Source organism: Streptomyces sulfonofaciens (genome assembly GCF_014656295.1).
GTDB classification, from domain to species: Bacteria; Actinomycetota; Actinomycetes; order Streptomycetales; family Streptomycetaceae; genus Streptomyces; species Streptomyces sulfonofaciens.
Genome location: NZ_BNCD01000002.1, coordinates 197,663 through 218,111, shown reverse-complemented (window position 1 = coordinate 218,111; position 20,449 = coordinate 197,663). Strand labels below are relative to the sequence as shown.

The 20,449-nt window shown below is 74.1% G+C and carries 21 protein-coding genes; 8 read left to right on the top strand and 13 right to left on the bottom strand.

The window, feature by feature from the left end:
- Positions 1-113 precede the first annotated feature (113 nt).
- From IE313_RS03960 to IE313_RS03935, 6 genes are read left to right on the top strand one after another with little or no spacing between them, the layout of a single operon-like run.
- The gene (locus IE313_RS03960; protein WP_189929475.1) at positions 114-1,067 is read left to right on the top strand and encodes an ABC transporter permease; all 954 of its coding nucleotides are present in this window, start codon (positions 114-116) and stop codon (positions 1,065-1,067) included.
- Positions 1,064-1,969: an ABC transporter permease gene (locus IE313_RS03955; protein ID WP_189929474.1), complete on the top strand. Its 906-nt coding sequence runs from the start codon at positions 1,064-1,066 to the stop codon at positions 1,967-1,969. Before IE313_RS03960 ends, IE313_RS03955 begins: the two co-directional genes overlap by 4 nt.
- Positions 1,966-2,955, top strand: a complete 990-nt coding sequence (locus IE313_RS03950) for an ABC transporter ATP-binding protein (protein ID WP_189929473.1) — start codon at positions 1,966-1,968, stop codon at positions 2,953-2,955. Before IE313_RS03955 ends, IE313_RS03950 begins: the two co-directional genes overlap by 4 nt.
- Positions 2,952-3,980: an ABC transporter ATP-binding protein gene (locus IE313_RS03945; RefSeq protein ID WP_189929472.1), complete on the top strand. Its 1,029-nt coding sequence runs from the start codon at positions 2,952-2,954 to the stop codon at positions 3,978-3,980. The genes IE313_RS03950 and IE313_RS03945 overlap by 4 nt, the downstream gene beginning before the upstream one ends.
- Positions 3,961-5,748 (top strand): gamma-glutamyltransferase family protein, encoded by a 1,788-nt coding sequence (locus tag IE313_RS03940; protein WP_229924362.1) that lies wholly within the window; start codon positions 3,961-3,963, stop codon positions 5,746-5,748. Before IE313_RS03945 ends, IE313_RS03940 begins: the two co-directional genes overlap by 20 nt.
- Positions 5,749-5,755: 7 nt before the next feature.
- On the top strand, positions 5,756-7,066 hold the full coding sequence (locus IE313_RS03935; RefSeq protein ID WP_189929471.1) for an alpha/beta fold hydrolase: 1,311 nt from the start codon (positions 5,756-5,758) through the stop codon (positions 7,064-7,066).
- Between the two features lie 101 nt (positions 7,067-7,167).
- On the opposite strand, the gene IE313_RS03930 is transcribed toward IE313_RS03935, so the two are convergent.
- Together IE313_RS03930 and IE313_RS03925 are read right to left on the bottom strand one after the other, a co-directional pair.
- A complete protein-coding gene (locus IE313_RS03930; RefSeq protein ID WP_189929470.1) occupies positions 7,168-7,407 on the bottom strand; it encodes a trypsin-like serine protease in 240 nt (79 codons plus the stop codon).
- Positions 7,408-7,711: 304 nt separating this feature from the next.
- Positions 7,712-8,203, bottom strand: a complete 492-nt coding sequence (locus IE313_RS03925; protein ID WP_189929469.1) for an FBP domain-containing protein — start codon at positions 8,201-8,203, stop codon at positions 7,712-7,714.
- Positions 8,204-8,276: 73 nt separating this feature from the next.
- Between IE313_RS03925 and IE313_RS03920 the strand changes: the two genes are divergently transcribed.
- Positions 8,277-8,846 carry a TetR/AcrR family transcriptional regulator gene (locus tag IE313_RS03920; RefSeq protein WP_189929468.1) on the top strand — a complete coding sequence of 190 codons (570 nt, stop codon included), beginning with the start codon at positions 8,277-8,279 and terminating at the stop codon, positions 8,844-8,846.
- A gap of 91 nt (positions 8,847-8,937) precedes the next feature.
- Entirely contained in the window at positions 8,938-10,116 is a 1,179-nt protein-coding gene (locus tag IE313_RS03915) for a GDSL-type esterase/lipase family protein (RefSeq protein ID WP_189929467.1), read from the top strand.
- A 67-nt stretch (positions 10,117-10,183) separates the two neighbouring features.
- Here the strand turns inward: IE313_RS03915 and IE313_RS03910 are convergent, their stop codons facing one another.
- The 11 genes from IE313_RS03910 to IE313_RS03860 form a co-directional block, all read right to left on the bottom strand.
- Positions 10,184-11,185, bottom strand: coding sequence for a proline racemase family protein (locus tag IE313_RS03910; RefSeq protein ID WP_189929466.1), 1,002 nt, complete (start codon positions 11,183-11,185; stop codon positions 10,184-10,186).
- Complete coding sequence (locus IE313_RS03905) at positions 11,185-12,129, bottom strand: dihydrodipicolinate synthase family protein (RefSeq protein ID WP_189929465.1); 945 nt, start codon at positions 12,127-12,129, stop codon at positions 11,185-11,187. The genes IE313_RS03910 and IE313_RS03905 overlap by 1 nt, the downstream gene beginning before the upstream one ends.
- A complete protein-coding gene (locus IE313_RS03900; protein WP_189929464.1) occupies positions 12,126-13,658 on the bottom strand; it encodes an FAD/NAD(P)-dependent oxidoreductase in 1,533 nt (510 codons plus the stop codon). The genes IE313_RS03905 and IE313_RS03900 overlap by 4 nt, the downstream gene beginning before the upstream one ends.
- Positions 13,655-13,993, bottom strand: a complete 339-nt coding sequence (locus IE313_RS03895; protein ID WP_189929463.1) for a (2Fe-2S)-binding protein — start codon at positions 13,991-13,993, stop codon at positions 13,655-13,657. The genes IE313_RS03900 and IE313_RS03895 overlap by 4 nt, the downstream gene beginning before the upstream one ends.
- On the bottom strand, positions 13,990-15,342 hold the full coding sequence (locus IE313_RS03890) for an NAD(P)/FAD-dependent oxidoreductase (protein WP_189929462.1): 1,353 nt from the start codon (positions 15,340-15,342) through the stop codon (positions 13,990-13,992). Before IE313_RS03890 ends, IE313_RS03895 begins: the two co-directional genes overlap by 4 nt.
- A gap of 125 nt (positions 15,343-15,467) precedes the next feature.
- Complete coding sequence (locus IE313_RS03885; protein ID WP_189929461.1) at positions 15,468-16,055, bottom strand: helix-turn-helix domain-containing protein; 588 nt, start codon at positions 16,053-16,055, stop codon at positions 15,468-15,470.
- 178 nt (positions 16,056-16,233) lie between these two features.
- Complete coding sequence (locus IE313_RS03880) at positions 16,234-16,830, bottom strand: 3'-5' exonuclease (RefSeq protein WP_189929460.1); 597 nt, start codon at positions 16,828-16,830, stop codon at positions 16,234-16,236.
- A gap of 401 nt (positions 16,831-17,231) precedes the next feature.
- Entirely contained in the window at positions 17,232-18,062 is an 831-nt protein-coding gene (locus tag IE313_RS03875) for an alpha/beta hydrolase (protein ID WP_189929459.1), read from the bottom strand.
- Positions 18,059-18,784, bottom strand: coding sequence for a nitroreductase (locus IE313_RS03870; RefSeq protein WP_229924402.1), 726 nt, complete (start codon positions 18,782-18,784; stop codon positions 18,059-18,061). The genes IE313_RS03875 and IE313_RS03870 overlap by 4 nt, the downstream gene beginning before the upstream one ends.
- Before the next feature lie 31 nt (positions 18,785-18,815).
- On the bottom strand, positions 18,816-19,325 hold the full coding sequence (locus IE313_RS03865) for a DUF4863 family protein (protein ID WP_189929457.1): 510 nt from the start codon (positions 19,323-19,325) through the stop codon (positions 18,816-18,818).
- Between the two features lie 155 nt (positions 19,326-19,480).
- Positions 19,481-20,356, bottom strand: a complete 876-nt coding sequence (locus tag IE313_RS03860; protein WP_189929456.1) for an alpha/beta hydrolase family protein — start codon at positions 20,354-20,356, stop codon at positions 19,481-19,483.
- Positions 20,357-20,449: the final 93 nt, after the last annotated feature.

Genomic DNA, 20,449 nt, shown 5'->3' with positions numbered 1-20,449 from the left:
GGCCGGGCTCCGGGCCCGCCGCACCACGGCCCGTCTGCCCGTCCGCACACGCCGGTTGAACCCACCGTCCCCGCTCCCCGGCCGACCCGTCCCCGCAAGATCCGGCAGGTTTCATGATCCGGTACCTACTCCGCCGCGCGGGCACCGCGGTGGTGACGCTCTTCCTCGCCAGCATCGCCGTGTTCCTGGGGGTGCGCGCGCTGCCCGGCGACCCCGCCACCGTGCTGGCCGGCGAGAGCCCCACGCCCGAGGCGGTGGCGGCGATCAGGCAGCAGTTCGGCCTGGACCAGCCACTGCCCGTCCAGTACCTCCACTACGTGACCCAGGCGCTCGAGGGGAACCTCGGTTCCTCGACGCAGGACAAGGCGCCCGTCACCCACATCCTCGCCGAACGCCTGCCGGTGACCCTGGAGCTGACGGTGCTTGCGATGGTCGTCGGCATCGCCGTCGGGATGCTCGCCGGCATCGTCGCGGCCGTGCGCCGTGGCACCGCCCTCGACTACGCGGCCAACGCCTTCGGCCTCTTCGGCCTGTCCATCCCGCACTTCTGGCTCGGGCTGCTCGGCATCGTCGTCTTCTCCGTGCACTGGCACGTCCTGCCGGCCTCGGGCTTCGTCGGGTTCGCCGACGACCCGGCGGGAAACCTCGAACGCATGGTGATGCCGGTGCTCGTACTGGGCACCGGACTCGCTGCGGTGATCATGCGGCAGACCCGTTCGTCGCTGCTCGGCCAGCTCTCCGCCGACTACGTGCGCACCGCGCGCTCCAAGGGCATGAGCGGGCTCGGGCAGCTCGGGCACGCACTGCGCAACAGCCTGACCACCGTGACCACCGTGGTCGGGCTCCAGCTCGCCGGACTGATCAGCGGCGCGGTCATCACCGAGCAGATCTTCGTGATCCCGGGGTTCGGCAAGCTCATCGTGGACGGCGTCTCCTCCCGCAACTATCCGGTGATCCAGGGCGCGGTCCTCGTCACCGTCACCGGCTATGTGCTGGTCAACCTGCTGGTGGACGTGGCCTACGCCTACCTCGATCCCCGTCTGCGCACGGCTGGAGCCCCGGAATGAACAACGCGGCCCTTGAGAACGGCCCGTCCGCCGCGGCGGACCCGGGCGCGGCGGCCCCGGAGCCCGTGCCGCAGTGGCGGCGCACCCTGCGGCGGCTGCTGCGGCGCAGGATGGCGGTGGCCGGCGCGGTGCTCGTGCTGCTGTTCCTGCTGCTCGCCCTGGTCGGCCCGCTGGTCACCGGCAGCCAGACCAGGCTCGGCCTCACCCACCTCCTCGCGGGCCCCTCGGGCGCCCATCCCCTCGGCACCGACGACCTCGGCCGCGACGTGCTGGCCAGGATCACCGGCGGGGCCCGGGTGTCGCTGCTCGCCGGTGTCGTCTCCACGGCGCTCGCCCTGGTGGTCGGTGTCCCGCTCGGGCTCGCCGCGGGCTACTACCGGGGCTGGGCGGACTCCGTCCTGATGCGCCTCACCGATCTGGTGCTCTCCTTCCCTTACCTGGTCTTCGCGGTGGGCATGGCGGCCATCCTGGGCCCGTCGCTGCGCAACGTGATCATCGCGCTCGCGGTGGCCGAGGTCCCCTCGGTGGTGCGCATCGTGCGCGGCGAGACGCTGGTGCTGCGCAGCCAGGACTTCGTCGAGGCCGCCGTCGCCGACGGGGCCCGGGACGCGGCCGTGATGTGGCGGGAGATCCTGCCCAACATGACCAACACGCTGATCGTGAAGGCCACCGTCGCCATCCCCGCCGGCATCCTCGGTGAGGCCGCGCTCAGCTTCCTCGGGCTGGGCGTCCAGCCGCCGCAGGCGTCCTGGGGCGTCATGCTGACCAGCGCCCAGCAGTTCCTGTCCCAGGACCCGCTGCTCGCCGTCTTCCCCGGTGTCGCCATCGCCCTCACCACGCTCGGCTTCAACCTGCTCGGCGACGGGCTGCGTGACGTGCTCGATCCCAGGGAGCTCCTGTGACTCTGCTCGAAGTGTCCGGCCTGCGCGTGACGTACCGGACCGAGGACGGGCCCGTACTGGCCGCCAAGGACGTCTCGTTCAGCCTCGGGCGCGGCGAGATCCTGGCACTGGTCGGCGAGTCCGGCTGCGGCAAGACCGCCACCGCGATGGCCATCCCCCGCCTCCTCGACGACACCAGGGCCACCATCGGGGGGTCGGTGCTGCTCGACGGGGTGGAGCTGACCGCGCTGTCCGAAAGGCGCATGCGCGACGTACGGGGCAAGGACATCTCCGTCGTCTTCCAGGAGCCGATGACCTCCCTCAACCCGGCCTTCACGGTGGGCCGGCAGATCGGCGAGGTGCTGCGGCAGCACACCGGGCTCACCCGGCGGCAGGTGCGCGAGCGCGTCGTGGAGCTTCTCGACCTCGTCGGTGTCCCCGACGCCCGGCGCCGCGCGGGCTCGTACCCGCACGAGCTGTCCGGAGGCATGCGGCAGCGCGTGATGATCGCCACGGCCGTCGCCTGCGACCCCAAGGTGCTGATCGCCGACGAGCCGACCACCGCCCTCGACGTCACCATCCAGGCGGGCGTGCTCGATGTCATCCGCGACCTGCGCGAGCAGCTCGGAACCGCCGTCATCCTGATCACCCACGACCTCGGTGTGGTCGCCGAGGTAGCCGACCGGGTGGTGGTGATGTACTCCGGACGGCACGTCGAGCACTCGCCCACCGCCGCGGTCTTCGACCGCCCCCAGCACCCCTACACCATCGGCCTGCTGGACGCGCTGCCCGCCCGGGCTGCGCTGCGCGGCGGCCGGCGCAGGCTCACCGAGATCCCCGGGCTCGTGCCGTCCCCCGCGACGGACCCCGACGCCTGCCAGTTCGCCCCGCGCTGCCCGCGAGCCACCGCCGAGTGCACCGCCGCACGGCCCGCGCTGACGGGGGCGGACGGCGGCGACGGCCATCTGGTGGCCTGCTACCACCCGGGACCACGGAGGGACGCATGACCGACGACACCCCGGTCCTCGAAGTCGAGGGACTGGTCAAGCACTACCGGGGCAGGGCGGGCACCGGCACCGTCCGCGCCGTGAACGGGGTCGACCTCAGCATCGGCCGGGGCGAGATACTCGGCCTCGTCGGTGAGTCCGGCAGCGGGAAGTCGACCATCGGCCGGTGCGTGGCCCGGCTGACCGCGCCGACCGCAGGCCGGGTGCGGCTGCTCGGCCAGGACATCTCCGCCATGAGCCGCCGCGAGCTGCGCCCGCTCCGGCGCGACGTGCACGTCGTGTTCCAGGACGCCTACTCGTCCCTCAACCCGCGCACCAAGATCGGCGACATCGTGGCGGGGCCGCTGCGCCAGCACCGCGAGGGCGACGTCCGCGAACGCCGCGGCCGCGCCGCCGAGATGCTGGAGCGGGTGGGGCTGCCGGCCCGGACGGCGACGCGCTATCCGCACGAACTGTCCGGCGGCCAGCGCCAGCGCGTCGCGCTCGCCCGGGCCCTCGTCATGCGGCCCCGTCTCGTGGTGGCCGACGAGCCGGTCTCCGCGCTCGACGTGTCCGTCCAGGCGTCGATCCTGAACCTGCTCCTCGATCTGCGGAGCGACCTGGGCTTCTCCTGCCTGTTCATCACGCACGACCTGTCCGTGGTGGAGTTCGTCGGCGACCGCATCGCCGTGATGTACCTCGGCGGCATCGTGGAGACCGCCACCCGGCAGGAGCTCTTCGCGCACCCCCAGCATCCCTACACCCAGGCCCTGCTGTCGGCGGCGCCGGTGCCCGACCCGCGCGAGGGGAGGGCCGGGCGGCGGGTCGTGCTCCGCGGGGACCTGCCGAGCCAGACGAGCCGGGTACCCGGGTGCGCGTTCCACACCCGCTGCCCGGTCGCCGTCGACCGCTGCCGCACCGACGCCCCCGTACTGACCGGGATCACGGCACCCGACCACCTCGTCTCCTGCCACCTGGTCACCCCCGAGGCCGGCGGTCCCGACATCACCCAGGGAGGCAACGGCCTTGTTCACCACACGTCCTGAGCTGGCCGGCGACTTCGGCATGGTCGCCAGCACCCACTGGCTCGCCTCCGCCACCGGGATGAGCGTGCTGGAGCGCGGCGGCAACGCGGCCGACGCCGCGGTCGCCGCCGGCTTCGTCCTCCAGGTGGTCGAGCCGCACCTCAACGGCCCGGGCGGCGAGGTGCCCGTGCTGCTGTGGGACCCCGGTGAGCGGCGGGTGTCCGTGGTGTGCGGCCAGGGCGTGGCACCGGCGGCGGCCACCGGGGAGCGGCTCTTGGGCCTGGGGCTCTCCCTGGTGCCCGGCACCGGGCTGCTGCCCACCGTGGTGCCGGGCTCGTTCGGTGCCTGGCTGCTGCTGCTCGAACGCTGGGGCACCTGGTCGCTGGCGGATGTGCTGGCGCCCGCGATCCACTACGCCGACCGCGGCCATCCGCTGCTCGGCCGGGTCTCCACCGCGCTGGGGACCGTCGCGGACATGTTCCGTGCGCACTGGCCCACTTCGGCCGCCACCTGGCTGCCGGGCGGTGCGGTGCCGGCGGCCGGCAGCCGCTTCACCAATCCGGTGCTCGCCGGCACCTGGCGCCGCCTCGTCGCGGAGGGCGAGGCAGCCGGGGGCTCCCGCGAGCGCCGGATCGCGGCCGCGCGCGACGCCTGGTACCGGGGCTTCGTCGCCGAGGCCATCGGCTCCTACTGCGCCACCGCGGAGGTCATGGACACCTCCGGACGGGCGCACGGCGGGCTGCTGACCGCGGACGACCTGGCCGCGTGGCAGCCGGCCGTGGAGGAGCCGGCCACCTTCGACTACCACGGGTACACCGTCTGCAAGACGGGGCCCTGGGGCCAGGGCCCCGTCTTCCTCCAGCAGCTCGCGCTGCTGGAGGGCTTCGACCTGGCGGCGATGGGCCCGGGCTCCGCGGACTGGGTGCACACCGTGATCGAGGCGGGCAAGCTCGCGTTCGCGGACCGCGAGGCGTGGTACGGCGACCCTGACCACACCGACGTCCCGCTCGACGGCCTGCTCGATCCGGAGTACACCGCGCAGCGGCGCCGGCTCATCACCGGCACCGCCTCCCTCGACCTGCGGCCCGGCTCGCCCGGCGGGCGATCTCCCCGGCTGCCCCGCTACCCGCAGGGCCCGGACGTCCTCGGCGCCGCTGACGGCACCGCGGGCGCGGGCGAGCCGACCCTCGCCGCCACCGGCGAGGTCCGGGGCGACACCTGCCACCTGGACGTCGCGGACCGGCACGGCATGATGATCTCCGCGACGCCCAGCGGTGGCTGGTTCCAGTCCTCGCCGACCGTGCCGGAGCTGGGCTTCTGCCTGAGCACCCGCGGGCAGATGTTCTGGGTGGAGCCGGGCCTGCCCAACTCGCTGCGGCCCGGTGCCCGTCCGCGCACCACCCTCACGCCCTCCTTCGCACTGCGCGACGGCGAGCCGTGGCTGGCGTTCGGCACGCCCGGCGGCGACTTCCAGGACCAGTGGTCGCTGCACTTCTTCCTGAACGCGGTGCACGGGGGCATGAACCTCCAGGAGGCCATCGACGCACCCGAGTTCCACACCCTGCACGTGCCGAACTCCTTCTACCCGCGCGACACCCACCCCGGGCACCTCCTTCTGGAGGAGCGCTTCGATCCGGACGTGCTCGCCGAGCTGCGGCGTCGCGGGCACCGGGTCGAGACGGGCGACGCCTGGTCGCTGGGGCACGTCAGCGCGGTGGCCCGCGAGGACGGCTGGCTGCGGGCCGCGGCGAACCCCCGCGGCAACCAGGGCTACGCGGTGGGCAGGTGAACCGGGAATGATCACGGCCGAATACACGCTGCCCGGTGTCCACGTGCGCGACCACCGGGTGCCCGTGCCACTCGACTGGGCGGCGGACTCCGGCCCCGAACTGTCCCTGTTCGCCCGCGAGCTGGTGGACCCGGCGCGCCGTGGCGAGGACCTGCCGTGCCTGCTCTACCTCCAGGGCGGCCCGGGCGGAAAGTCGCCCCGGCCGCTGGGCCCCGCGGACGGCGGCTGGATCGGGCCCGCGCTGCGGGAGTTCCGTGTGGTGCTGCTCGACCAGCGCGGCACCGGGCGCAGCTCGCCCGTCGACGGCCGTGTGATGCGGGGCTTCGACTCCGGCGCGCGGGGGGCCGACTTCCTGTGCTGCTTCCGGGCCGACTCGATCGTGGCCGACGCGGAGCACCTGCGCCGCACCTCCTTCGGCGGACGCCCCTGGATCACGCTCGGCACCAGCTACGGCGGGTTCCTCACCCTGACCTATCTCTCCCTGGCCCCCGAAGGACTCGCCGGCTGCCTGGTGGCGGGCGGGCTCGCGGCGATCCGCCCGTCGGTGGAGGAGGTCTACCGGCGCACGTATCCGCGCGTGGCGGCCAAGAACCGCGTCTTCCAGAGGCGTTATCCGGCGGACGCCGAGGTGCTGCACCGCGTCGCCGACCTGCTGTCCACCGGGGACGTGCGGCTGCCGGACGGGGACGCGCTCACGGTGCGACGGCTCCAGGTGCTGGGCCTCGACTTCGGCATGAAGCCCGGGTTCGAGCGGGTGCACTGGATCTTCGACGAGGCGTTCGCCGACGAGGCGCGGGAGCGGCTCACGGACACCTTCCTCGGCGAGGTCCGGAGCAGGACGTCGTTCGCCGACCGGCCGCTGTTCACGGTGCTGCAGGAGTCCATCTTCTGCAGCGGTCCCGGGGCGCCGCCCGCCTGGGCCGCCGAGCGGGAGCGTGCGCGGCATCCCGAGTTCGCCGCCGACGCCAGGCCGCTGCTGCTCACCGGCGAGATGATCTACCCCTGGATGTTCGAGGAGATCGGGCCCCTGCGGCCGTTCGCTCCTGCGGCCGAGGAGCTGGCGGCCCGCGAGGAGTGGTCGCACTTGTACGCCCCGGACCGCCTCGCCGCCAACGAGGTGCCGGTGGCGGCGGTCGTCTACCACGACGACATGTACGTGGACGCGGGCCTCCAGCTTGAGACGGCGGCCGCCGTGGGCAACGTCCACACCTGGGTGACCAACGAGTTCGAGCACGACGGGCTGCACGAGGACGGGCGGGTTTTCACCCGCCTCGTGGGACTCCTGCGGGAGGCCGGCCATCTGCCGGCGCCCCGCTAGGCTCGGGCCTGTCGTCGCATTCCCATCTGCCCCGCGACGCCGTGCCCGCCCTCCGGGCGGATGTCGGGAATGTGACGACGGCGCCCACGGGGCGCGGCGGCTCAGTTCGCGCCGATCGTCTGCTGGATCCAGTCCAGGTGCGGGGCGACGGCGGTGTAGACGGTGAACCCCTCCGCGCCGCAGTCCCCGATGGGGCCCCGGCTGGTCACCGCCACGACCGCGCCGTCGACGGTGGCCGGCGTGCCGGAGTCCCCGTTGCAGGCCGTCTCGGTGGCCGACGCCTTCACGCACAGTTCATCGGCCGCCCCGCACTGCCCGAGCACCTCGGTGCCGGGACGCATTGTGCAGTCGTACCTCCGGCGGACGGGAGTGCCCTGGTATTCCGCTGGGACCACGACGCCATGAGGGGTGGTCGTGGTCCGGGGGGCGTGAACGGAGGCGCCCCGGGGGCCCTACCCGCAGACGGCCCTACCCGCAGACGGCGGTGGCCCGGGGGCCGTGCCCGGTGGCCGTGCCCGGTGGCCGTGCCCCGGGGGCCGTGCCCGGTGGCGGCCGCGCCCCGCAGGCGGGCCGGTGCGGCCGGTGCAACCGGCGCGGCGCGGCCCCGTACCTGCTCCGGCCGCGCACCCGCGGGCCCGTCCCCGCTCACTCGGTCACCCTGGCGAGGAACGCGGCGAGGTTCGCCGTGGTCCGCCGGATCTTCTCCTCCAGGGACAGGGACTCCTGCAACCGCGTGCCCGGACCCGCGTCCTTCCTGCCCCGCAGGTACAGCGAACAGGAGAGGTCGCTGCACATGTAGGCACCCACCGAGTTCCCCTGCTGCCCGGCCCTGCCCGCCCTCGGCGCGACCATGAGGCAGACCCCGCCGGTGTGGGCGGTCAGGCACAGTGAGCACATGCTGCGCCGCGCCTGCCAGGAGGCGGGCCCGGGCGTGCGGAGCGCGAGGGCCCTCGGCCGGTCGTCGAGTTCGGCCACGAGGTAGGCGCGGTCCGGGGCCCCCGGATCCCGCCAGCCGAGGAAGTCCAGGTCGGCCCAGGGCCGGTCGGCCAGGTCACGCGGGACGAACAGGCGCTTGGCCTGGCCCTTGGTGCAGTTCACGAATGCGGAGCGGATCTCTTGGTCGGTAAGCTGCTTCATAGGTGTGTATGGTAATTTCCTAACTGTATTAGGCAACTGCTTAAAACTTTATCCGCGGAGCGAGGGGACGGGCATGGCACGCGCGGGGCTGACCGCGGAGCGTCTGACGCGGGCGGGAGCGGAACTGGCCGATGAGGTCGGCTTCGACCAGGTGACCGTGTCGGCTCTGGCCAGGCGGTTCGACGTCAAGGTCGCCAGCCTGTACTCGCACCTGGAGAACTCCCAGGACCTCAGGACCAGGATCGCCCTGCTCGCCCTGGAGGAACTCGCCGACCGGGCTGCCGACGCCCTGGCCGGACGCTCCGGCAAGGACGCCCTCGCCGCCTTCGCGAACGTCTACCGCGACTACGCCCGCGAGCACCCCGGACGCTACGCGGCGGCCCGGTTCAGGCTCACCCCGCAGGCGGCGGCCGCCAGTGCCGGCGGCAGGCACGCGCAGATGGCGCGAGCCGTCCTGCGCGGCTACGACCTGGCGGAGCCCGACCGGACACACGCGGTCCGGCTGCTCGGCAGCACCTTCCACGGCTACGTCAGCCTGGAGGCGGCGGGAGGGTTCGCTCACAGCGCCCCCGATTCCCAGGAGAGCTGGGTGCGGATCGTGGACGCCCTCGACGCCCTGCTGCGGAACTGGCCCGCGCCCTGACGGGGGCGCGCGGCCGGGGGGCGGTGGGCGAGAGCGCACCGGCGCCCTGCACCCTTCAAGACACACCGATCGACAGGCTGGGACAACGCACATGGCGCACGACTGGATCACCACGCCCATCACCGAGGACCTCCTGCGCGGCGCCCTCGACCTGGAGCGCACCGAACACGGGGTGCTGCCGCACCGGCTGCCCGCCCGCGCCCGCGCGCAGTACACCGACGACCAACTGGCCACGGTGGAGGCCCAGCCCTCCGGCGTACGGCTCGCCTTCCGCACCCGGGCCACCGCCGTCGAGCTGGACGCCCTGCGCACCAAGATGGCCTACCGGGGCGCACCTGAACGCCCGGACGGCGTCTACGACCTGCTCGTCGACGGCGACCTGACCGCCCAGGCCAGTGTGGGCGGCGGCGACCTCCTGACCCTGGACATGACCACCGGGGCCACCGAAAGGCAGACGGGCCCGGCCGGCACCGTCCGCTTCGCCGACCTGCCCGGCGGGGTCAAGGACATCGAGATCTGGCTGCCCCACAACGAGAGGACCGAGCTGAGGGTCCTGCGCACCGACGCCCCCGTCGAGCCCGCCCCCGACCGGGGCCGCGCCGTGTGGCTGCACCACGGCAGTTCCATCAGCCAGGGCTCCGACGCCGCAAGCCCCACCGGCATCTGGCCCTCGGTGGCCGCCGCCCGCGGCGGTGTAGAGCTGATCAACCTGGGCCTGGGCGGCTGCGCCCTGCTCGACCCGTTCACCGCCCGCGCCATGCGCGACACCCCGGCCGACCTGATAAGCATCAAGATGGGCATCAACCTGGTCAACACCGACCTGATGCGCCTGCGTGCCTTCACCCCCGCCGTGCACGGCTTCCTCGACACCGTCCGCGAAGGCCACCCCACCACGCCGCTGCTGGTCGTCTCCCCCGTGCTGTGCCCCGCCCACGAGGACACCCCCGGCCCCACCGTCCCGGATCTCACCGCACTCGGCAGCGGCGCGGTGAGGTTCCTGGCCGCGGGCGACCCCGCGGAGCGCTCCACCGGAAAACTGACGCTCGCCGTCATCCGCGAAGAGCTGGCCCGCATCGTCGAACAACGTGCCGCCGACGACCCCCGCCTGCACTACCTCGACGGCCGCGACCTCTACGGCGAGGCCGACGCCACCGACCACCCGCTGCCGGACGGCCTGCACCCCGACGCCGCCACCCACCGCCTCATCGGGACGCGCTTCGCCGCCCTGGCCCTCGCCGCGGGCGGTCCGCTCGCGGCGCGCCGCGGATGAGGCGCGGCCGCCTCGGAGCGCACGAGGGACACCGCCCGTGCCGCCCGCGCGCTCGGAGGCGGCACGCCTAGAGGACGAAGCCCTCGGGGAACGGATCGTCGGGATCGAGCAGGTACGTGGCCGTCCCCGTGATCCATGCGCGCCCGGAGAACTCGGGCACCACCGCGGGCACGCCCGCGACCTCGGCGGTGTCCACCAGGCGTCCGGTGAACCGGGTGCCGATGAAGGACTCGTTGACGAACTCCGCCCCGAGCGCCAGTTCTCCGCGCGCGTACAACTGCGCCATGCGCGCGCAGGTGCCGGTGCCGCACGGCGAACGGTCGAACCATCCCGGCCTGATCGCCATCGCGTTGCGCGAGTGCCGGGCGTCGGATCCCGGTGCCAGGAACTGCACGTGCTTGCAGCCCCTGATGTGCGGGTCGGCGGGGTGCCGCGGCGGGTTCTGCTCGTCCACGGCCCGCGAGATGGCGAGGCCCGCGGCGAGGATGTCGTCCTTGCGCGCCCGGTCGAACGGCAGGCCGACGCTCGCCAGGTCCACGATGGCGTAGAAGTTCCCGCCGTAGGCCATGTCGTAGGTGACCTCGCCGATGCCGGGTACGGAGACCTTCGCGTCGAGTTCGAGCGCGAAGGCGTCCACGTTGCGCAGGGTGACCTGCTCGGCGACCCCGTCGCGCACCGCGACCCTGGCCTCCACGAGACCGGCGGGCGTGTCGAGGCGCACCACGGTCGTAGGCTCGGTCACGGCGACCATCCCGGTCTCCACCAGGACCGTCGCCACCCCCACCGTGCCGTGCCCGCACATCGGCAGGAAGCCGCTGACCTCGATGTAGACGACGCCCCAGTCCGCGTCGGGGCGGGTCGGCGGCTGGAGCAGCGCGCCGCTCATCGCCGGATGCCCGCGCGGTTCGTCCATGAGGAAGCGCCGCAGACCGTCCAGGTGCTCGACGGCGTGGGCACGGCGCTCCGCCATGGTGGCGCCGGGGATCGGCGGCACCCCCCCGGTGACGACCCTGGTGGGCATGCCCTCCGTGTGCGAGTCGACGGCGCTGATCGCGCGGGCGCTGCGCATCAGGCGGCCTGCTCCGCGTTCCGTGCCCCGACGGCCTCGATCGCGCGCCGCATCTCCCCCGTCACCTGCTCCCGGTGCGCGGGCACCAGCGGGCCGCGCGGCGGCCGGCAGGGTCCGCCGAACCGGCCCACCATCTCCATGCCCAGCTTGATGGCCTGCACGAACTCGGTCCTGGAGTCCCAGCGGAACGCGGCCACCAGCGGCTCGTACAGTGCACGGGCCTCGGCGACGCGACCCTCGCGGGCCAGCCGGAACAGCTCCGCGGACTCGGCGGGGAAGACGTTGGGGAAGCCGGCGAACCAGCCCGTCGCACCCATCACCAGACTCTCAAGGACGACGTCGTCGGCGCCGCCGACGACGTCCAGCGAGGGCGCCTTCTCCTTGATCTCCAGCACCCGGCGCACATCGCCGGAGAACTCCTTGACCGCCTGGACGTTGTCGATGGAGGCGATCTCGGCGAGCAGATCCGGCGTGAGGTCCACCTTGGTGTCGAACGGGTTGTTGTAGACCATCACGGGCAGGCCGACGGCGGCCACCGCCTCGAAGTGCGCCACGACCTCGCCCGGGTTGGCGCGGTACATCGTGGGCGGCAGGCAGAGCACCCCGTCGGCCCCGTCCTCCGCGGCGACCTCGGCCCAGTGCGCGGCCTGGTGCGAGCCGACGCCGTGCACGCCGACGACGACCTTGCCGTGCCCCGCGACCGCCTCGATCGCGGTGCGCGCCACACGACGGCGCTCCTCGTCGGTGAGCGACGAGTACTCGCCGAGGGAGCCGTTGGGGCCGACGCCGTCGCAGCCGTTGTCCACCAGCCAGCGGCAGTGCTCCGCGTAGCGGTCGTAGTCGACGGCGAGGCCGGCCGGCGCCTTCGGGTCCTCCCGGTAGGGCAGTGCCGTCGCGACGACGACTCCGGTCAGTGCGTGCGGGCGGGGTGTGCTCGTGGTCATGAACCGCTCTCCTCAGGGGGAAGATGCGCCAGGTCGGGACGGTCGGGGGCCGGCGGCGCCGGCGGCCTGGCGAGTTCGCCGAGCCTGATGGGCTGGGCGAGGGGCCGGTGGTGGGACCCGGGGTCGGTGGGCCCGGCAGGGGGCTGCCCGGTGCCGTGGCGGTGCCGCAGTTCTGCGATGGTCGGTCCGCAGACGCGGCCCTGGCACGGGCCGAGGCCGGCCCGGGTCGCCAGCTTGGCCGCCCGTGCCTCGGTGGCCGTCGGATCCTGGGCCGCCGCGCACACGGTGGCGTAGTCGGTCTCCTCGCAGCGGCAGACGACGGTGTCCGGACGGAGCCAGCCGGGCCAGGCGGCACCGACGGGGTGGGCGTGAGCGAGCCGCCGGGCGAAGGCCCGGCCCTGGTCGCGGCGTCTGCGCAGGGCCCGTACGGCACCTGCCCGGGGTGCGCCGCCGGCGGCGAGCCAGCCGGCGAGCGCGCCCTCGGTACGGGCGGCGGGCGCCCCGGCGACGCCGGTGATCTCACCGCACGCGTACACGCCCGGGCTGCTCGTGGCCTGGTCGTCGTCCACGTCGACGTACACCTCGGACGTGCCCCGCGGCCCGGGGCGCAGGGCGCACCCGGCGGCCACCGGGAGCTCCAGCCGAGGCGTGAAGCCGTGCCCGACGCACACGACGTCGACCGCCGCGGCCCGCTCGGTGCCGGGCACCACGGACCAGTCGGCGCGCACCGCCGCGGTCACCACCTCCTCGACGCGGCCGTCGCCGCGCGCGGCCACGACGGCCCTGCCGAAGCGGTACGGCACCCGGTGGCGGGCGAGCACACCGGTCAGCGCGAGGAGTTCGCCGGCCTTGCCCGCCTGTGCGCCCAGTTCCCAGGGGCGGCCGAGCCAGCCGCGCGCCACCCGGGCGCGGGCGCCGGCCTCGACCACCTCGACCACGGTGGACCCGGCCTCCAGCAGGGACACGGCGACCGGCAGCAGGAAGGGCCCGGTGCCCGCGACGACCACGCGGTCCCCGACGACCACCCGCTCTCCCTTGGCGAGCGCCTGGGCGGCGCCCGCGGTGCAGACACCGGGCAGGTCCCAACCGGGGAAGGGCAGGACGCGGTCGTGCGCGCCCGTGGCGAGGACGAGCGCGTCGGGTTCGAGTACATGGCGCCGCCGCGGGCCGCCGCCCGGCGCGGGCGCGAGGACGTGCACCTTGGGCGGCGGGCAGGACGGGGCCGGTGCGGCCGGGGCCGCGCCACCCGGGTCGCGGCGTTCCAGTGCCCAGACCTCGGCACCCGCCCACCAGGAGCAGCGCGGGTGGTCGAGCACACGGCGCACACGGCGTTCGAAGGAGCGGTAGCCGTGCTGGACGGCCTCGGGGGCGCGAGCCCCATAGGCGTCGGGCAGCATGCGGTGGTACTGGCCGCCGGGCCGCTCCGCGGAGTCGACGAGGGTGACGTCGGCGCCCGCCGCCAGCGCGGTGTCCGCGGCGGCGAGCCCGGCGGGGCCGGCGCCCACCACGACCACCGAGCGGCGCCTCACGGCCGCTCCCCCGCGCGGGCGTCGCCCGGGTCCCCGGACCTGCGCGACTGGGTGGTCACGGCGTCGCCGTCGTGGGCGCGGCGGGTGCAGGCGCGCACGTCACGCTCGCCGTTCACGGTGACCAGGCAGTCGAAGCAGACGCCGATGCCGCAGAACACGCCGCGCGGCGCGCCGCTGCCCGCGGTGCGCCAGGCGGTGCGGCCCGCCGCGAGCAGCACCCCGGCCAGCGTCTGGCCCGCGATGCCGGGCACCGGTTCCCCGTCCACGGTGACGGTCAGCGGATGGTCCGTGCGGCGCACGGAGTCGTCCCGCGCGGGTACGAGTCTTGGGCTCATGCTCCCTCCTCGGTCATGTTCCGTGCTGCGGCCTGGTCCGGATCCGCCACCGCGGCCGGACCCGATGCCCCGGCCTGTGCCGGCGTGCCGGTCGAATCCGGTGGGCCGGTGCTGCCGGCGTGGGTGTCCCGGGCGCCGTCCGAAGTGCCGAGGACGGCAGGCCGGTCCACCCGGAACGGATCGGCGTCCAGGCTCGGCCGGTCGCCGAGCAGCAGCTCGCGCAGCAGCCGGGCGGTGCCCACGGACAGGCCGATGCCGGCGCCCTCGTGGCCGCCCGCGTGCCACAGCCCGGCGAGCCGCGGGTCGGCGCCGATGACGGGCAGGTGGTCGGGCACATAGGGCCGGAAGCCGCCGTAGGCCCGCATCACCGGGACGTCCGCGAGCGCGGGGAAGAGGCGGAGCGCGGTGGCGGCGACGGCGGAGAGCACTTCGGGGCGCAACCGGTCGTCGAAGCCGGCGTGCCGCCGCGAGGAGCCGAGCAGGATGCTGCCGCCGCGGGTCGCCTCGACCACGGCCGAGGTCTGGAGCCCGGTGTCGGCGCTGCCGACGGCACCCACGTAGTCGGCGTCGTACACCTTGTGGAAGACGGTGGGCGGCAGCGGCGTGGTCACCAGGATCTCGCCGCGGCGCGGCCGGATGTCCACGGGCGCGCCCAGGCGGGCGGACACCTCGCCGGACCAGGGCCCGGTCGCGTTGACGAACACGTCCCCGCCGACCGGCCCCCTCGCGGTGCGCACCGCGACGAGCCGCCCCGCGCGGGTGACGGCGCCCAGTACCTCGTGCCCGGTGAGCAGTTCGGCCCCGTGCGCCAGGGCGTCGCGGAGCAGTACGAGGGCGGCGCCGGAGGGCTGCACCTGGGCGTCGTCGGGGTAGTGCAGCGCGGCTGTGTGGCGGTCGGTCACAAAGGGCTCGGCGGCGCGCAGCTCGTGTGGGTCCATGGCCTCGGCGCGGACGCCCGCGGCGCGCTGCCCGGCGGCGAACCGGGTGAGTCCCTCGGCGCCTTCGGCAGTGGTCGCCACGACGATGCCGCCCTTGGGCTCCCACTCCGCGGCGCGCGTGGCGGGCGGGGCGGCCTGATCGGACGCGGGGCGGGGCGGGCGTCCGGCGCTTCGGGCGGCGATGTCCGCCAGTACCTCGGGCCACAACCGCCGCGACAGCAGGGCGAGATCCAGCTCGGGTCCCGGGCCCTTGTCGGAGACGAGGATGTTGCCCTCACCGTGCGCCGTGGTGGCCGCCGCGGCGCCGCCCCGGTCGAGCACGAGGACGTCGAGCCCCGCCACGGCGAGTTCGCGGGCACAGGCGGCGCCGATGATGCCGGCGCCCAGCACCACCGCTCTCGTTCGGTGCACCCGCCCGCCTCCGTTCTGTATAGCGAACGATTTCAGGCTAGGGACCGCAGGTGTGAGGTGTCAACGGCTCCACGGCGGGGCGGTCGGGGCCGGCGGGCTGGCCCGGGTGCGCCCGAGGGGGCCCCTTAGTGCGGGGGGTCCTTGAGCTTCTCGTGCCCCGATCGGTAGTGCAGCACGAGGACGGAGCGGACCGCGCCCTCGGGGGCCGCGTACGTGTGCGGCAGCCGGCCGTCGAAGGCGATGTAGTCGCCCGGGCCGAGTTCCACCCGGCGCCCGTCGACCTCGGCGAGCAGCATGCCGGACTGCACGACGGTGTGCTCCGTGCCCGCGTGGCCGAGCGAGTGCTGCTCGCATCCCGCGCGTACCTGCTGGTCGTAGACCTCCATGATGACGCCGCCCGCCTCGATGCGGTCCAGCGCACGCAGGTCGACGCCGGCCCCGCTGAGCACCTCGGTCTCCTCGGCGCGCACCACGGTCACGGCGTCCGAGTACCGGGTGTCCATCAGGTCGGAGATGGGCACGTCCAGTGCGCGCGAGAGGCTGAACACCGTCTCGATGGTGGGGTTCCCGGTCGCCGACTCCAGTTGCGAGAGGGTGGCCTTGCCGATCCTGGACAGTTGGGAGAGCTTGGAGAGCGACAGCCCCCGGCGCGTCCTCTCCCGCTTGAGGTTGGCCGCAAGAACGTCCCGGATGGAACTGCTGGGGGACTTCACTCGGGACTCCTTCACCCGCCGGCATTGTTCGGTTCAGCGTACGACCGCCCCGGAGGGTCCGTTCGACATACTGAACGTACACGGAGGGCGTCGGGAACGGAAACCGCTCTTTGGAGTTGCTCGGCCTCGCCGTCGGCACGAGCGGCGCCCGGCACCGCGGGAGTGCGTGCGGGAGGAGCTAGAAGCACCCCTCAGGCAGGGCGGTCCCCGTCGCCCGCAGATGTCCGAGGGCCGCGGCGAGGGAATGGCAGTCGAAGAGCGCGGAATGCTCCTGCCCGGCGACCGCGGGCCTGGGCAGGCCGAGTACGTGCCACAGCCGGCCCACGTTGACCGGTGCCGTCACCGGTGCGACGGCGTTCAGCCAGGGCCGGATGTTCAGGAAGCCGGCCCCGAGGAAGCCGCTCCTGAGCTCTTCACCGCGAGCGCGCGCCCACCCCGCGTTCTCTCCGAGGACGACCATGTCGTTGCCGTAGGAGAGGACGGACTGCCCCTGGCAGAACTCCAGGAAGTCGCCGAGCGCCCGTGCCGCGGGGAGTCCGTCCCGGTCCACCGCCGCCTGGTCGATGCCGGTGAGTTCGGTGAAGTAGGCGGACAGCCGCGGGTTGGCCACGGGCCGCACCAGCGCCTCGTACTCCTCGACGACGGAACAGTCCTCGCCCAGCCGCAGGGCGCCGATCTGCACGATCTCACGGAGCTGCCCGGGTGCCGACCAGTCCTGTTCGAGTGCTCCCGCCCACGAGGTGAACTCCAGGTCGAAGACGACGAAGGTGGACAAGGCGGCATCCTCCTGGGATCGGGGCCCGTTCGCCGGGCGGTCGTGACCGGTGCGGCATCGGCGCGGCCGGGCGCGGCACCGGGCACTCCCGCCCACCCCGGCCGCACCGGCGCACGCGTAAGGGTTCGGTAATGCCACCGCTGACGCCCCCGGGGCCGGGCCGCCATAAGCTTCTCGGGCATCACCCCGACCGGTGGCGCACCGACCGCGTACGGCAGCTCCCCCCTCCGTCCGTACCCACCCGGTCGTCACCGGTCTCCCCGCTGCGGACGGGTGCCACACCTCGCCGTTGCGCCATCGGGCGGCATCGGCCGGCGCGAGCGCGCGCCGCGTGCCGTCGCGCCCGGCGAAGGCCGCCGAAACGGCGGCGCGTTCGGCAGCGGCCCTGCCGCCGGGCAGGGTCAGGCCAGCACCGCCCGGAGCCAGGCTGCCGTGATCGCGAGCGTGGCGGGGCCGTCGAACTCCGCGTCCTCGTGCCCGGCACCGGCCAGCAGCTCGAAGCGGCTGCGGGCGCCGGCGTGACCCAGTGCCCGGTGCAGCGACAGGCCCTCCGAGACGGGCACCACCCGGTCGCGGTCGCCATGGGCGATCAGGAACGGGGGCGCCTCGGGCGACGCCCGCGACAGCAGGCTCAGCCCACGGGCCCGCTCCGCCAGCTCCGCCGGATCGTCGGTGCCCAGCAGATCCGCCTCGAACCGGAAGGGCAGGAGCCGCGCCTCCACCTCGCTGCGCGCCGCCGACGCCACGAGGTCCGCCTGGCCGAACCAGTGCACCACGGCCTGCACCCCGCTGGGCTGTTCGAGGTTTCCGCCGACCGTGCCCTCCAGCACGCCGTCGCCTTCGGAGAGGGCGAGCAGCGACCCCAGGTACGCTCCCGCGGAAGCCCCCCAGATGCCGAGCCGCCCGGTGGCGAGGCCAAGACGCGGACCGTGGGCGCGCAGCCATCGCACGGCGCCCTTGAGGTCGTGCAACTGCATCGGGAACACCGCGTGCGGAGCCAGGCGGTAGTCGACCGCGACCACGGTCACGCCGTGGGCGGCCAGGGGCGCCAGCCGCCCGGTGCCGTCCGTGCGCCTGTCGCCCCGGGTCCACCCGCCGCCGTGCACGTACACGACGACCGGGGTGTCCGGCTCGGCGGGGCGGTAGACGTCGAGGCGCAGCTCGCTGCCGTCGACGCTCGCGTACGCCAGATCCCGCTCGACCGCGACCGCGACCGCACCCGCGCCGCTCATGCCGAATCCGCTCCGGGTGCCACGCCGGAATCGTAGGACGCGGAGTCGTAGAAGGCCGCGAACGACGCGACCGACTCACGGGTGGTCCGATGGGCGCTGAGGCGGTGGCCCTCGTCGGCGTGCCCCAGCGCGAGGCCGCACACGACCACATGGTCGTCGGCGATCGCCAGGTGCCTGCGCAGCACCGGATGGAAGTCGATCAGCGAAGCCTGGGCGCACGTGTGCAGCCCCGCCCCACGAGCGGCCAGCATCAGCGCCTGGAGGAACAGGCCGGCGTCCACCAGAGCGCCCTGGAGGGGGGCGCGACTGACGGTGAGGATGATCCCCACCGGCGCGCCGAAGAAGTCGTAGTTGCGCCGGTGGTGTCCGCGGCGGCCGGTGGTGTCGTCCACCGCGATGCCGAGCGTGTCGCGGTACAGGCTCTCGCCGAACCTGCGGCGGCGCGCGCGGAAGGGCTCGGGCCACTGGTCCGCGCGCGGCTGGTAGTCGAACTCACCGGCCTCGGCCCTGCGCTCCGCGTCGTGCGCCCGCAGCAGGTCCGCGGTCAGTGCCCGCTTCGCGGCGCCGGTCAGCACGTGCACCTGCCAGGGCTGGCAGTTGGAGTTGCTGGCCGACCTGGCCGCCAGCGAGAGCAGCCGCTCGACCTGCGCGCGCGGCACCGGTGTGGGCAGGAAAGCCCGGCAACTGCGCCGGGTGAGCAGCGCGTCCTCGATCGTCGTCACGGTGTCCAAGGCACCTCCATCCCCCGGGGCGTCAGGCGGCCGGCGCGGTGATGTCGTACGAGATGCGGCCCGCCGGCAGGTAGAACAGCGCGATGAGCGCGCCGCCCTTGACCTCCGGGTAGTGGTGGCTGCCCGGCCCGGGGGCCGTCCAGCCCGGTCCGCTCCAGCCGCGCGGCCCCATCAGCCGGGCGTCCGCGTCCAGCGGGACCACGAGGTTGAGTTCTCCGTACGGGTGCTGGTGGTACTGCCCGCGGAACGGCTCGGCACTGTTCATGTAGACGGCCGTGATGCTGAAGTAGTGCAGGTCCTCGCGCGGCTCGGCGATGCGGCTGCGCCGGTACTTGCGGCCCTCCACCTCCACGTTCGCCGCCCAGCCCGCGCGGACGCCGTCCTTGATCATGCGGGCGAGGTCCTCGTACAGCCCGCTGCCGGGTCCGTAGGTGTCGTTCAGCCAGGTCTCCAGCTCCGCGCCCGCGGTGCGGTTCTTCACCTCGCCGAGGAACGGGATGCTCCGGTCGATCAGTTCCCGTGCGGTCGTCATCGTCGACTTCCCTTCCGTCATTTCGGTCCAGGTGGCCGGCCAGATCGGCCACCGTGCGCGGCACGCCCGACGTTACGTCCCCTGTTTAGTTACGGTCAAGCTATGTAACGCAACTCGCGGACGGGGCCCCGGAACGGCGAAGGCACGCCCCGCGTTCAAGGCCCCGTCGGTCCTGCGGCCTCGCACGCGCCCCGGCTCCCGCCCCGGGCAGCGGTCGGCCGCGGACCCGGCACCCGCTCTTCGCGCCGCGGCGCCGCCCCTTCCAGGACGGGGAGGTACCGGCCGACCCAGGCGCGCAGCACCTCGGCGACGTAGTCGGAGTCGGCGCGCGAGGTCAGCAGGTGGTCGGCGCCGTCGAGCGCGACGAACGACTTCGGGTGCCGGGCGGTGTCGAAGATCAGCCGGGCGTTGTCCACCTCGACGACCCGGTCCACCGGCGAGTGCAGCACCAGCAGCGGCACACCCAGCCGGCGGATGCGCCCGGACTGCGGCTGCACGGCGAGGTCGTCGAGGAAGGAGCGCCGGATCCGGAAGGTGCGGCCGCCCAGGTCCACCTCCGCCGCGCCGAGCGCCTCGATCTCCGCGCGCGCCGCGCCGAGCGACTTCGTGACGTGCGCGGGGTCGGCCGGGGCGCCGATCGTGACGACGGCGCGGGTCTCCGGTATGCGGCTCGCCGCGGCGAGGACCGCGGCTCCGCCGAGCGAGTGCCCGATCAGCACCGACGGCGCCGCCACGGTCTCGCGCAGGTACTCCGCCGCGCGGACCAGGTCCTCGACGTTGGAGCTGAACGTCGTCCGCGAGAAGTCGCCGCCCGAGTCGCCGAGACCGGTGAAGTCGAACCGGAGCACGGCGAGCCCCCCGGCGCTGAGTGCCCGCGAGATCCGGGCTGCCGCGAGCCCGTCCTTGCCGCAGGTGAAGCAGTGCGCGAAGACGGCGCACGCGCGCGGCGGGCCCTCGGGCAGTTCCAGGCGCGCGGCCAGCGGCGCGCCCTCGGAACCGGGGAACTCGATCCTCCTGCTTGTGCGCGCCATACCGGTCCTCCCACGACTCGTGAATTACGTTACGATCAATCGATGTAAAGCCTATACGCAACAGCCGGCCCTTGTAACGACTTGGATATGATG